Here is a 12,395-nt window from a genome sequence, read left to right on the forward strand (position 1 = left end):
AGTTACCTACCCCTAGAGACTTAATGATAGGGAGAGTAAATTATTTCTATATACTTATTGCGTTTATTGCAGACAATAATTGATCGTTTTCTTCTTTCGTACCAATGGAAATTCTTAATCCCCCGCCCGTATGTCTAATTAAAATATTTTTTGCTTTTAACTGGCTCATAATAGTATTATTATTTTCTGGGGAGGGGTTAAAATTTGATTTTAAATAGATAAAATTAGAGTCACTTTGCCATACTTTTAATTTTTCATTGGTTTTTAATTGGTTATAAACCCTTTCTTTTTCTTCCATTATTTGTTTAACAGAAGGTAAAATTAAATCTCTATTTTCGATCGCAACTTCGGCGGCTAGTTGAGTAAAGGTAGGTAAATTGTAGGGTAATCTAATTTTTTCTAATATATCAATAATAGGGCTAGGGGCGATCGCATATCCCACCCGATGAGCCGCTAACCTAAAAGCCTTAGAAAAAGTGCGAGTAACCATCCAATTAGGATGAGTGAGAATTTCTGACACTAAAGTTTGTCCACTAAACTCATAATAAGCCTCATCTACCACCACCAAAATATCATCAGGTAACTGTTTTAACCAATCAATCTCACCTTGAGTCAGACCATTAGCGGTAGGAGAGTTAGGATGTACCACAAAAACCACCTTGACAGGGGCAGACGTTGGATTATTAATCGCCTCATCAGCTTCCGTTAAATTAATACTAAAATCTGATTCATGACGGTTAACCGTTACCACAGGAATCCCCAAAGTTTCCGCCAAAATACCATACATCGAAAAAGTAGGATTCGCCACCAAAATAGAACCCTGCCCATTCAAACAAGTAGCGATTAAAATAGAGCGGATAATTTCATCAGAGCCATTTCCCACCGATACATGACTGGTTTTAATCTCCCCTGCCAAATTTGCTGACTCATTCACATATTCAGCGATCAAATTTTTAAGTTTAAAATGTCCCCCATCAGGGTAACGATTGGTAGTTACTTTTTGATCATAAATAGAAGCTAACTTTGCCTTAATTTCTGGAGGTAAATTTAAAGGGCTTTCATTGGCATCTAAACGAACTAAATTTTGGCTCTCATCGATAGGTGTAGGGTGATAAGCCTTAAGACTCAATAAATCTGGGCGAATAAAAGATAAGTTTTTGGTGGTCATTGAACTATAAAAAACAGACACATAGACATACATTATAACAAGGGAATGTTGACCCCTTGCCCAAGATTTAGTAGGGAATAAATATATTTGTTTATTTTAATATTGCGTATAAATTATCCTTCAATTGCAATTAATTGTGTAAAAAAAGGGGATAAAGGTATCAAAGAATACAGTGGTGCCAAATAAAAAACCGTTTAATGCACATATTCAGTTCATATATTCATACAAAAAGACATGGGATTAACAAAGACGGTTTTATCTCAGCGAGACGAATGGAGAGGAGTAGAAAATCTTTGTATCAAATGTGGTAAATTCCATGCCAGTCAAGATCATTGGCAATTTATGGAAAGTATGCCCAGTGACCCTTTGGACATGATTAGTGACTTGACGAAGATGGGGGTATATAAACCCCAAACCTTTGATATTGCAGATGCTCTTAGTTCAGCAGAATTAAGAAAAGAGTTATTTTTGAAAATGGCGGGGAAAGGTAGTCCCAAGCGTGAAAAATTGATTTTGGAATTGGCAAAACAAGCTGGGGGTTTAGATAATGCCTTTTCAGCGGCTTTTGGACCAAAAGCCGGACAGTTTTTTGGGGATGCCATTCGTAATGGTGAAGTAAGTCGTCGTAAATTTTTACAAAATGTAGCTATTGGTGCCGCCCTTGTCACCCTTGTAAATGCTTGTGGGAATGGTGGTGGTGATACGGTGGTTGATCCCGATGCCCCCCCTGCAGACGTGTCCGACTTAGAAAAAACTGATTTACGGGTGGGCTTTATTCCCATTACCTGTGCGACCCCCATTATTATGTCTGAGCCTTTAGGCTTCTATGAAAAATACGGTCTAAATACTCAGGTTGTGAAAATGCCTAGTTGGGGTGCTGTACGGGACTCTGCGATCGCAGGGGAACTAGACGCTTATCATATGTTAGCTCCTATGCCCATTGCCATGACTTTAGGATTAGGTTCAGCTACCTTTGGGGTAAAACTAGCTAGTATAGAAAATATCAATGGTCAGGCTATCACTATCGCCGAAAAACATAGAGGTAACGTCAACGGGCCAGCAGACTTTAGGGGCTTTGTGTTGGGTGTCCCTTTCCCCTACTCCATGCACAACCTATTGCTTAGATATTACCTAGCCACTGGGGGCATTAACCCTGATACCGATGTTACCATTCGCCCTGTGCCACCCCCAGACAGTATTGCTCAGTTAGTAGCAGGGGATATTGATGGTTTCTTGATGCCTGATCCCTTTAACCAAAGAGCCGTCTTTGAAGGGGCTGGGTTTATCTATAAACTTACCAAGGATATTTGGGATGGTCATCCCTGTTGTGCCTTTGCGGCTAGTGACACTTGGATCAGCGATAATCCTAATACCTTCCGAGCTTTGAATAAAGCCATTATTGAGGCAACAGATTACGCTAGGGTACAGGAAAATAGGGTACAAATTGCCGAGGCAATCTCTGGTAGAGCTTTTCTCAATCAACCCGTAGAAGTGGTGCAAGCGGTGTTAACAGGTAATTTTGAAGATGGTTTAGGCAATACCTTTAATATCCCCGATCGCATCGACTTCGATCCTTATCCTTGGCAGAGTTTCGCTAATTGGATCACCTCTCAGTTAGTCCGTTGGGATATTTCTGGGGATGGTTTAGCCGCTGAATTGGTAGCTGACGGTAACTATGACCAAATTGGGCAGGATGTCTTTTTAACCGATTTGGCGAGGGAATTGGCGGAAGAATTGGGACAAACTCCCCCTGATGATATTTACCGCAATGAAACCCTTGCCTTTGATGAATTTGATCCTCAAAATCCAGAGGAATACATACAGGCTCAAATTGATGAGTATGGATTTTAAAACTGGCAATGGGCAATGGTTTAAGAGTAAAGTTTATCCTTTCTGCCTTAATAAGGAGGGAATGATTGACAATGAACAATTCATCTTTTGCCTTTTACCTTTTACCTTTTGCCTGTTACTCAGTCACATTTATTATCCTCCATTGAAGTTAGTTATTTTTTCCTCTAGTTTTAGCAATAAATAGAACACTAATTGCAGTAAATATGAATATTACTCAAGAAAATAAATTTAAACAATTATTAGAAAGTGAGAATATAAGGGCCTTGGGGATATTTCTGATTTCTCTCGGAATTTTCCTCTCATTGTGGGAAATTGGAGCAAATATGGAGCTTTTTTCCCAAGGAATGCCCACCGCTTCTTTAACCCTAAAAGAGTTATGGTGGTGGATTACCAATCCTTTTTTTAACAATGGCCCTAATGATATGGGTATTGGTTGGAACTTATTGACCAGTTTACGACGAGTTGCGATCGGTTATACCATGGCTTCTATTATTGCTGTACCTTTGGGCATTTTAATCGGTATTTCTAAAATTGCCGCTAAGGCATTCAATCCTTATGTACAGTTACTAAAACCTGTATCTCCTTTGGCTTGGTTGCCTTTGGGTTTATATCTATTCCGAGATTCCGAAAAAACAGGTATCTTTATTATCTTAATTAGTAGTATTTGGCCCACCCTTGTAAATACAGCTTTTGGGGTAACTAACGTTAACTCCGATTATCTTGATGTAGCCAGAACTTTGGGGGCTTCCCGTTGGCGAACTATTTTTAAAGTGATTATTCCTGCTGCTTTACCTAACATTATTTCGGGATTAAGAATTAGTATGGGTATTTCTTGGCTAGTAATCGTAGCAGCGGAAATGCTCTTAGGTACTGGCTTAGGTTACTTTATCTGGAGTGAATGGAATAACCTCTATTTACCCAACATTATCGTTGCCATTATCATTATCGGCTTCGTGGGTTTAATCCTTGACCAAATTTTTATTTTCCTTGAAAAACTCGTTTCTTTCGGTAAACAATAATAATGACTGTATCAACTCAACCAGAATATTTAACTTGTCTTGAAGCACCAGAAAGCGTCCAATTATGTTTAAGGGGAGTATCCAAAGTATTCTCTACCAAAACAGGACTATTTGGCACCAAGAAAAAAACCTTTGTCGCCCTAGAAAATATCAATCTCGACATTGAATATAATACTTTTGTTAGTATTATTGGCCCTTCGGGCTGTGGTAAGTCAACCCTTTTGAGTATTATCGCTGGTTTGACTTCCGCCACCACTGGCTCGGTAATGATGAATAAAGAACCCATCGAGGGGCCAGGGCCTGACCGTGGTATGGTATTCCAAAATTATGCTCTCATGCCTTGGATGACGGTGGAGCAAAATATTCGTTTTGCCCTAGAAACAGTTTACCCAAAGATGTCTGCGACCAATTTAAAGAGAATTGTTAAGGAGCATTTGCAGTTGGTAAGCCTTGAGGGCGCCGCGAAAAAACATCCCCATGAGCTATCGGGAGGTATGAGGCAAAGGGTTGGGATTGCTAGAGCTTTGGCCATTAATCCTGAGATTTTGTTGATGGATGAACCTTTTGGAGCATTAGATGCCCTTACTCGTGGTTTTTTGCAGGAAGAAATTGAGAGAATTTGGGAAGAACATCGTAAAACGGTAATAATGATTACTCACAGCATTGATGAGGCTTTGTTACTATCAGACAAAATTATTATGATGACCAAAGGGCCTGCGGCGGAAATTGCTCAAGTGTTGGATGTTCCTTTTCCCCGTCCTCGTAATCGTTTTGAGGTGGAAGATCATCCTGCCTACCATGATTTGAAGGTGGCCATGGAGGAACATTTATACAGAGAAACCCGTGCGGTGGAAGAGGCTAGAGTTGCTTAATCAAGTTGTTAAATATCATAAATAATCATGGTGACTGAATCTAAACCCCCTTTTCCTCCTTTTACCCTAGAAACAGCAACTCAAAAGGTCAAAATGGCTGAGGATGCTTGGAATACAAGGGATCCTGAAAAGGTTGTTTTGGCTTACACTGTTGATTCTCAATGGCGTAATCGTGATGAGTTTGTGTCTGGTAGGGAGGACATTAAGGCTTTTTTGTACCGTAAATGGGCGAAGGAGTTGGATTATCGTTTACGCAAGGAGTTATGGGCTTTTACGGGCGATCGCATTGCGGTGCGGTTTGAGTATGAATGGCATGATCAATCTAACCAGTGGTATCGTGCCTATGGTAATGAGATGTGGGAATTTGCGGAAAATGGCTTAATGCAATATCGATTTGCTAGTATCAATGATCTTGTTATTAGTGAATCGGATCGTAAGTTCCTTTGGGAAAGGGGTTAGATTTCCCTCACCCCCAACCCCTCTCCCAGAGGGCGAGGGGAGTATCAATGAAACAATTTATTTACAAATCAACAAATAAGGAGAAAATTAAATGACTGCACCTATTACTGAAAAATTATTGGCGGCTAAGAAGGCAAAAGGCGTTAGTTTTACTGAGTTAGAAAAACTTATCGGACGGGATGAGGTTTGGATTGCGTCGGTGATTTATCGTCAGGCGAGTGCCGATGAGACTGAGGCTAAAAAGTTGGTGGAGGCTTTGGGTTTACCTGCAGAATTGGCTGATGAGTTGACTGTTCCCCCTCTCAAGGGTTCTTTAGATCCTGTTATTCCTTCTGATCCTCTGATTTATCGTTTTTATGAAATCATGCAGGTGTATGGGATGCCTATGAAGGAAGTAATCCATGAAAAGTTTGGGGATGGTATCATGAGTGCGATCGATTTTACTCTGGATGTGGAGAAGGTTGAAGATCCTAAGGGCGATCGCGTCCAGGTGGTTATGTGTGGTAAGTTCCTGCCTTACAAGAAATGGTAAACCAAGTTTAATTAATTTGTAGAATAATTTGACACTCCCCCGCTAACCTTACAGGTGTAACGGGGGATTCTAGCTTCACAGATTCGTGACTAGACGAGTAAACTCGCCCCCGTTGCGACCATCTCTACTAGCTTTTTTTGGGACGGGCTGTCCGACCGCCACTAAGTCTAAACCACGATTTCTAACCACTAGGGCAGAAGCATGATCTCGTCCTGTGATATAACCACACTCAGGACATTCGTGTACTCGTTCCCTTAAGTCTTTTTTCCCTGTTCTAGCACCACATTCAGGACACTCTTGGCTTGTGAAACGATGATCTACTTTGGAAAAGTAAGTATCTGTTCGGAAAGCTACCCATTCCAAGATATTAACAAACTGTCCAAAACCAAAATCAGCACTAGACCTTGACAAGAATGACCTTTGCCACATTCGGAAATTTATATCCTCGACAAATATCATCCCTGCATCCTTCACTAAGTGGTGAGAAAGTTTAAAATGGTAATCTTTGCGATGGCAAGTAGTCTGAAAATGTAAACGAGCGATACGTTTTTGTAACTTTTTCCATCCACAAGACCCTTTTTGTTTCTTTTTGAGCATTCGTTGTAGTCTTTTCAACTCCCGTGAATACTTATTTAAGAATCTAGGTCTAGGGATGGATTCATTATCTGATGTCACCACCGCTGAGATAAAACCTATATCAATACCTTTAGGATGACCATGGGGTAATGGTTGAGGAATATCCACATCTGATTGCAATGACAATACTACAAAATATCCTGTAGCTTTTCTAACTATACGAGCTTGTTTTACCACGAAACCATTAGGAATTGGGCGAGATTGTCGAAACTTAACCCAACCTAATTGGGGTAATTTAATTCTATTCCCGTCAATGCAATTTTTAAGCATTTGAGGAAAAACAAATGACCTCATCCGACTATGCTTTTTGAAACGTGGATACCCTAATCCTTTGCGTTCACGATCTAAAAAAGCTCTCTCCAGGGTTCTTAAAACCTGCTGTTCTACCTGTGCATTGACAGAAGCTAATGTAGGGTTTTCCTTTCTCGCTTTAGTTAGAGCCTTGGCTTGAACATGATAATTAGGGTAGGGTGTATCCGCAGGTATTATGTACTCTCGTTGGATTGAACAAGAATTTATCCTTGACTTTCTCGAATTTGACCAATCCATTCTCTCCCTCAGTGCAAAATTCCAGATTGAACGACACACCCCAAGGGTATGTTCTATTTGCTCGATTTGGATTTTTGTTGTACTGAGTTTGTATTCGTAGGAAAGGTTTAGCATTCTTTGAAATCAATTACCTTATCATCAACTTTAAACTATCTACAAGTTTTTGGCAAGAGTGTAGATGTCACGTTTGTTCCTTTTTCTTTGTTGGTTGTCATCCATCTCCCGTGACCCTTCCTACGTCAGGACTAAAGATTTCTGTGGGCTTTTCTTTTGTTGAGAAATTTAACGGGAGTCCTGTGACAACACTTAAGATAGAATGTTAATGGCTCAAGGGGAATTAGAAGGTATTCCTATTATTACTCATGATAAAGCCTTTCATACTGGATTAATAGAGGTTATTCCTAATCAAGCAAAAAGTCTTTAAAATTGATAATAATCAGTAATCAACTATTTATCCCTATTCCTTCTCTATGAATCTTGTTCCTTTATCCTCACTAAATTACCAGCAAAGGGCGATCGTTGATCATATCGTTACAGGAAACCACGGTAAATTGCTCGTAAATAGACTTCAAGCCATGGGTTTGGTAGCGGGTACCTCCGTTAAAATACTGCGTAAATTTTGGCTCAAAGGCCCATTACAGGTACAAGTGGGAATCACTACAGTTATTGCTATCCGTAGAATAGAAGCAGATCTGATCATGGTTAAAATAACATGATTCGCCCCAAGTCCTTTTTTATATTCATATTCAAAACTTCGAGCAAAAAACCTATGCAAACTTGTCACTCGGCGATTAAAACTGTTTCTGGTAACGCCCAAAAAAGAATTATCCTCATCGGGCAACCCAACACGGGTAAATCTACTTTTTTTAACACTCTCACGGGGATGAATGCCTATGTAGGAAACTGGCCTGGTATTACCGTTGATTTGTTACAAGCAGAGATAGATATTCAAGGGCAAACCGTGGAAATTGTTGATTTACCTGGTATTTATGATTTAGAGGGTTTTTCTGAGGATGAATCCATTGTGCAAAGGTTTTTAGCGGATTTTCCCATTGATTTAGTGTTGTTGATTGTCAATGCGTCCCAGATAGATCGACAGTTAAACCTTATTTTACAATTAAAAGCCCTTGGGTTGCCTTGTATGGTGATGTTAAATATGGCAGATGAGGCAAAGCGTTATGGTATCGAAATAAATCAAGAAAAGTTAGAACAGAAATTAGGGCTTCCTATATTCTTAATTAGTGCGAAATATAACAAAGGAATTACTCCTGTTTTAAACAAGATAAATAGTGTAATTTCTGAAAAAAAAGAGTCTTTTCAATTAGAGAATATTAATAATTTTTTCCAAGATAATCCTATTAATAATCAAGAAAGAATGGATATTTTTTTAGAGGCTGTCAAGATGCCCTCGGAGGAAGTTAGAACCTTTACTGAAAAACTAGATAATATTTTACTCCATCCTGTTTTTGGTATTCCTATCTTTTTTGCTTCTATGTTGGGGGTATTCTTTCTTATCTGGTATTTAGGTTTACCATCCCAAGATGTCATCGACATGGCTACTACTTGGATGAGTGAACAAATTATCAAGCCTATTATCTTCCCATTCCCCGATATTATTCAAAGTTTTTTACTCAATGGAGTATGGCTTGGGGTGGCAACGGTGGCATCTTTTGTGCCTTTAATTGTAATTTTCTTTTTTGTGATGGCAGCGGTGGAGGATAGCGGTTATTTATCTCGCTCGGCTTATCTGATGGATGCTTTCATGGCAAAAATGGGGCTTGACGGTAGGGCATTTGTAATGCAAATGATGGGGTTTGGCTGTAACGTTCCTGCTTTGATGGGTACGAGAATTATTCGCTCTCGCCCTATGCGGATGTTATCCATGTTAATTATTCCTTTTGCTTTATGTTCGGCAAGGTTAGCGGTTTTTGTTTTTATAATTGGGGCTATTTTTCCGATAAATTTAGGTCCTTTTGTCTTATTTTTTCTCTATATTCTTAGTTTTGTGGCTAGTTTTTTGGTGGCTTTTGTATTTAGCAAAACGGAACAATTTAAAAGTAAAGAGCCTTTTGTCATTGAGTTACCCCCCTACAGATTACCCACTGCAAAACAAGTTTTATTGAGAGGATGGGGAGAGGTAAAAGAGTTTTTGCGTCGTGCGACAAATTTTATTATTATCGGTTGTGTGGCGGTATGGTTTTTAACTTATTTCCCTGAAAATGCAACGGGTTTGGATACTTGGGGCGGACAGTTGGGGGTATTTTTAGCACCAATAATGGAACCCATCGGCATCAATCCTTTTTTGACTTTATCTTTGATTTTTGGTTTTATTGCAAAGGAGATTGTGGTGGGTTCTTTTGCTACTATTTACGGTATGGGTACATCGGCGTTAACGGCTCAGTTTGCTTTAACTATTGCCCCTAGTAGCGCCATTAGTTTTTGTGTTTTTTGTTTACTTTATACTCCTTGTTTAACTACGGTTGCCACGGTAAAGGCTGAGTCGAAGTCGTGGGGGTTTACTATATTTTCCCTTATTTTTTCTCTTGCTTATGCTTGGGGGATGGCATTTATTTTTTATAGAGGAGCTTTGTTTTTGGGGTTTAAGTAGATCTCTCCTTTTGACGTGGCTCTCAATGCTGAGGGACTCTAATTAATCAACATTATTTTGAAAAAAATGTAACAAACTGTTAATACTTAACAATGTAAATCATTATTACGTTTGCTATGAGTAAAAGTATATATATTTACTTAGTTTATTATGTAAAAATATGATGAAGTGAGTCTTAATGCTGACATTATACCCAGAAGATACATAAGAAAGAACATATTTGTTTTTGAGGAAAAATGAGTAGTCAAACGGATGTTATTGATTAGTGGAATAGGTACTATAGAAGTATAAATAAAAAGTAAATAACTCTAGTGACCGACAAGCGATGCCCTACAAACATACTTAACAAGTCATTGGACGGAGGTAGAATTATGAGTATTAAAAACTTTGGTCGTTTAGCTTTGATTTCTGGTTTACTATTTGGTGTAAGTGCGATCGCTCCCCTTGCTGTTTTGGCAGAACCACTTGCTCCTCCAGAAACAGAGCAACTACAGGATAATGATAATATAAATGTTACTGTAGATCCACTTACATTTATAGAATGGACAGCTGGTGGAAGCAACTCATTTAATATTGACTATGGTGATGTATCGGTAAATGATCAATCCATAGGATCTGTCCGATATGTTAGAAACGTTCTGGGAGATTGGAATATTAGGGCGTGTCATCAATTAAGCCATATAACGACTGCGGCTAGATAAATAGCACCAAGAAAATTTATTTTTCGTTTATCATACCTAGTGGCTATGGCTCTATATTGTTTTAATCGGGCAAAAAAGTTCTCAATCAAATGTCTTGCTTGATATAAATACTTATCATATTCTCGTTGTTCTTTTCTATTTCTTTTTGGTGGAATAACCGCTATTTTATCCTGCTTCTTTAGCTTTTCCAGAACTCTTTCATCCGCATCATAACCTTTGTCCCCTAACAAAATATCTGCCTTTATTTCTTTTAGTAAAACATCTGCACCGTCCAAATCACATTTTTGTCCTCCGGTGAGGAAAAAACCTGTAGGATTACCTAATGCGTCAACCGTAGTATGAATTTTTGTACTTAAACCTCCTTTACTTCGACCTATTGCTTCCTCGTTTTTATCCCCCCTTTTGCACCAGCACTATGCTGGTGTGCTCTTACTATGGTTGAATCAATCATGGCATATTCATCGTCACTATCTCCTGCCAAAATTTGAAAAACCTTTTCCCAGACACCTTTTTTATTCCAACGACTAAAACGAGTATGAACCACTCGAAAATCACCAAATCGACTAGGTAAATCTCGCCAAGGAATACCAGCTCGATACCTGTACAATACCGCTTCGACAAAAAGTCGATTATCTTTGGCGGTGACTCCCACTGTACCAAATCGACCCGGTAATAAATCTTTAATTTTTTCCCATTGATCGTCTCTCAAACCATACCTGCGCATCTCTACCATATCCTCACTTTTGTCACAATTACTATCATCCTTATTTTATCTGTTATTCTCTTCTATTTGATGACACGCCCTAAAGCTCAAGGAACTGGAGTCTTAACAGCTAATGTTGGAGGAGCAAATATTCCTTATCAAGTAAAATTAGTTACTCCCAGTGCCGATACAACGAATTTAACCCCTGGAACTACTGCTGGTTATCAAATAACTTCAGAAGCTGGAGTTGTTCTCGCAACAGGAGAAGTTGTAGATACTAATGATGGAGTTACTGATGCAACAGGAGATCTTCAAATAAAAATAAGTGAAGGAACAAGAGTTCCTAATCAAACCTATATTGATACTGTTACTCTTGTATTTAGTGCAGGTCTTGGCAATTAACAACAAAGGTTCAATTGATCGATTTTGAATAAAATCTTCAGTCTTTAGGTAGAAAGTGAAATAAATCAACAAAATACTTTCTACCTCAGAAGATATACAGGGAGGCAAGTAAATGCTAAAAATAAAAAATAAATGGGCTATCTTATTAGCCTGTATGGTGGGTGCAAACCTAGTTAATATTCCCCGCGTGTGGGCTGGATCTAACTTTCAACTAACCCCCAACTCAGTAGAATTACGCCCTTCTGGTCGGGGCATTATGAGAAATTTCTATGTTACCAGCACTGGCACCGAGCCTGTGGCGGTACAAGTAAGAATGATGAAATGGGGTGTTGCGCTTGATGGTACAGAGACTCAAAACGAAGAAGAAGAAGACTTCTTGGTTTATCCCCCTCAAATGATTATCAACCCCGGACAACGGCAGGTAGTGAGGGTAACATGGTTAGGAGATCCTGAACCTGACCACGAATTGATTTATAAGGCGGTTTTTGAGCAGTTACCTATCAACTTACGGCAGGTAGAAAACCCTAATCCTACAGGTATTGTGGTCAATTTAAATGTTACTGTTACTTATATTCCTCTGATTTATGTGACTCCTGATGGAGCTAGCGCCAATATTGTGGTGGATAGCATTACCCGTCAAACAGGGGCAGATGGTAAAGAGCAATTGGCGGTTACTTTTGAAAATCAGGGTAACAGACGAGGGTTGTTTAATAATTTAAGTCTGGCTATTTCTTCACCCACGAACCCTGAAAATAGTATCACTGTTGCAGGTACTGACATTAAAGACGATAAGGGTGCTTTTGTGTTGGCTGGTAGTAAACGTCAATTCATTTTGCCTTTACCTGATGGTGTCCCTGCGGGGGATTTGGTGGCTACTTTGGAAGCTAATTAGGTA

13 protein-coding genes are annotated in these 12,395 nt (G+C 39.1%); 10 read left to right on the forward strand and 3 right to left on the reverse strand.

What is annotated here, in order from left to right; genetic code table 11:
* Nucleotides 1-46 precede the first annotated feature (46 nt).
* The gene (locus tag AA637_RS04415; protein ID WP_446684057.1) at nucleotides 47-1,168 is read right to left on the reverse strand and encodes a histidinol-phosphate transaminase; all 1,122 of its coding nucleotides are present in this window, start codon (nucleotides 1,166-1,168) and stop codon (nucleotides 47-49) included.
* Nucleotides 1,169-1,402: 234 nt separating this feature from the next.
* Here AA637_RS04415 and AA637_RS04420 point away from each other — a divergent pair, with 234 nt between their 5' ends.
* The 5 genes from AA637_RS04420 (at nucleotide 1,403) to cynS (ending at nucleotide 5,901) form a co-directional block, all read left to right on the forward strand.
* Nucleotides 1,403-3,019 (forward strand): CmpA/NrtA family ABC transporter substrate-binding protein, encoded by a 1,617-nt coding sequence (locus AA637_RS04420; protein ID WP_446684058.1) that lies wholly within the window; start codon nucleotides 1,403-1,405, stop codon nucleotides 3,017-3,019.
* Between the two features lie 203 nt (nucleotides 3,020-3,222).
* Entirely contained in the window at nucleotides 3,223-4,038 is an 816-nt protein-coding gene (ntrB, locus tag AA637_RS04425) for a nitrate ABC transporter permease (RefSeq protein ID WP_446684059.1), read from the forward strand.
* A 2-nt stretch (nucleotides 4,039-4,040) separates the two neighbouring features.
* Nucleotides 4,041-4,910 (forward strand): ABC transporter ATP-binding protein, encoded by an 870-nt coding sequence (locus tag AA637_RS04430; RefSeq protein ID WP_446684060.1) that lies wholly within the window; start codon nucleotides 4,041-4,043, stop codon nucleotides 4,908-4,910.
* Nucleotides 4,911-4,937: 27 nt separating this feature from the next.
* Nucleotides 4,938-5,369, forward strand: a complete 432-nt coding sequence (locus AA637_RS04435) for a nuclear transport factor 2 family protein (RefSeq protein ID WP_446684061.1) — start codon at nucleotides 4,938-4,940, stop codon at nucleotides 5,367-5,369.
* Between the two features lie 91 nt (nucleotides 5,370-5,460).
* Nucleotides 5,461-5,901: a cyanase gene (gene cynS, locus AA637_RS04440; RefSeq protein WP_446684062.1), complete on the forward strand. Its 441-nt coding sequence runs from the start codon at nucleotides 5,461-5,463 to the stop codon at nucleotides 5,899-5,901.
* A gap of 75 nt (nucleotides 5,902-5,976) precedes the next feature.
* Here cynS and AA637_RS04445 read toward each other — a convergent pair whose 3' ends face one another.
* Entirely contained in the window at nucleotides 5,977-7,200 is a 1,224-nt protein-coding gene (locus tag AA637_RS04445) for an RNA-guided endonuclease InsQ/TnpB family protein (RefSeq protein ID WP_446684063.1), read from the reverse strand.
* A 356-nt stretch (nucleotides 7,201-7,556) separates the two neighbouring features.
* Between AA637_RS04445 and AA637_RS04450 the strand changes: the two genes are divergently transcribed.
* The 3 genes from AA637_RS04450 (at nucleotide 7,557) to AA637_RS04460 (ending at nucleotide 10,395) form a co-directional block, all read left to right on the forward strand.
* A complete protein-coding gene (locus AA637_RS04450) occupies nucleotides 7,557-7,802 on the forward strand; it encodes a FeoA family protein (RefSeq protein ID WP_446684064.1) in 246 nt (81 codons plus the stop codon).
* A 53-nt stretch (nucleotides 7,803-7,855) separates the two neighbouring features.
* The gene (feoB, locus tag AA637_RS04455; RefSeq protein WP_446684065.1) at nucleotides 7,856-9,694 is read left to right on the forward strand and encodes a ferrous iron transport protein B; all 1,839 of its coding nucleotides are present in this window, start codon (nucleotides 7,856-7,858) and stop codon (nucleotides 9,692-9,694) included.
* A 371-nt stretch (nucleotides 9,695-10,065) separates the two neighbouring features.
* Nucleotides 10,066-10,395, forward strand: a complete 330-nt coding sequence (locus tag AA637_RS04460) for a hypothetical protein (protein WP_446684066.1) — start codon at nucleotides 10,066-10,068, stop codon at nucleotides 10,393-10,395.
* On the opposite strand, the gene AA637_RS04465 is transcribed toward AA637_RS04460, so the two are convergent.
* A protein-coding gene (locus AA637_RS04465) for an IS5 family transposase (RefSeq protein WP_446684519.1) occupies nucleotides 10,362-11,119 on the reverse strand; the annotation gives its coding sequence in 2 pieces (ribosomal slippage) (nucleotides 10,362-10,780 and nucleotides 10,780-11,119; 759 coding nt in all). The two genes, AA637_RS04460 and AA637_RS04465, sit on opposite strands and share 34 nt — an antisense overlap.
* A 69-nt stretch (nucleotides 11,120-11,188) precedes the next feature.
* Between AA637_RS04465 and AA637_RS04470 the strand changes: the two genes are divergently transcribed.
* Nucleotides 11,189-11,500, forward strand: a complete 312-nt coding sequence (locus AA637_RS04470; RefSeq protein ID WP_446684067.1) for a hypothetical protein — start codon at nucleotides 11,189-11,191, stop codon at nucleotides 11,498-11,500.
* 112 nt (nucleotides 11,501-11,612) lie between these two features.
* On the forward strand, nucleotides 11,613-12,392 hold the full coding sequence (locus AA637_RS04475) for a fimbrial biogenesis chaperone (protein WP_446684068.1): 780 nt from the start codon (nucleotides 11,613-11,615) through the stop codon (nucleotides 12,390-12,392).
* Nucleotides 12,393-12,395 lie beyond the last annotated feature (3 nt).

The sequence above is a fragment of the Cyanobacterium sp. HL-69 genome (genome assembly GCA_002813895.1).
GTDB lineage: Bacteria > Cyanobacteriota > Cyanobacteriia > Cyanobacteriales > Cyanobacteriaceae > Cyanobacterium.

Excerpts from the sequence above, each read along its gene's own strand:
- AA637_RS04430 (WP_446684060.1), top strand. The coding sequence starts at position 4,041 with ATGACTGTATCAACTCAACCAGAATATTTAACTTGTCTTGAAGCACCA.
- AA637_RS04445 (WP_446684063.1), bottom strand. The coding sequence starts at position 7,200 with ATGCTAAACCTTTCCTACGAATACAAACTCAGTACAACAAAAATCCAA.
- AA637_RS04415 (WP_446684057.1), bottom strand. The coding sequence starts at position 1,168 with ATGACCACCAAAAACTTATCTTTTATTCGCCCAGATTTATTGAGTCTT.
- ntrB (WP_446684059.1), top strand. The coding sequence starts at position 3,223 with ATGAATATTACTCAAGAAAATAAATTTAAACAATTATTAGAAAGTGAG.
- AA637_RS04475 (WP_446684068.1), top strand. The coding sequence starts at position 11,613 with ATGCTAAAAATAAAAAATAAATGGGCTATCTTATTAGCCTGTATGGTG.
- cynS (WP_446684062.1), top strand. The coding sequence starts at position 5,461 with ATGACTGCACCTATTACTGAAAAATTATTGGCGGCTAAGAAGGCAAAA.
- AA637_RS04470 (WP_446684067.1), top strand. The coding sequence starts at position 11,189 with ATGACACGCCCTAAAGCTCAAGGAACTGGAGTCTTAACAGCTAATGTT.
- AA637_RS04450 (WP_446684064.1), top strand. The coding sequence starts at position 7,557 with ATGAATCTTGTTCCTTTATCCTCACTAAATTACCAGCAAAGGGCGATC.
- feoB (WP_446684065.1), top strand. The coding sequence starts at position 7,856 with ATGCAAACTTGTCACTCGGCGATTAAAACTGTTTCTGGTAACGCCCAA.
- AA637_RS04420 (WP_446684058.1), top strand. The coding sequence starts at position 1,403 with ATGGGATTAACAAAGACGGTTTTATCTCAGCGAGACGAATGGAGAGGA.
- AA637_RS04435 (WP_446684061.1), top strand. The coding sequence starts at position 4,938 with ATGGTGACTGAATCTAAACCCCCTTTTCCTCCTTTTACCCTAGAAACA.
- AA637_RS04460 (WP_446684066.1), top strand. The coding sequence starts at position 10,066 with ATGAGTATTAAAAACTTTGGTCGTTTAGCTTTGATTTCTGGTTTACTA.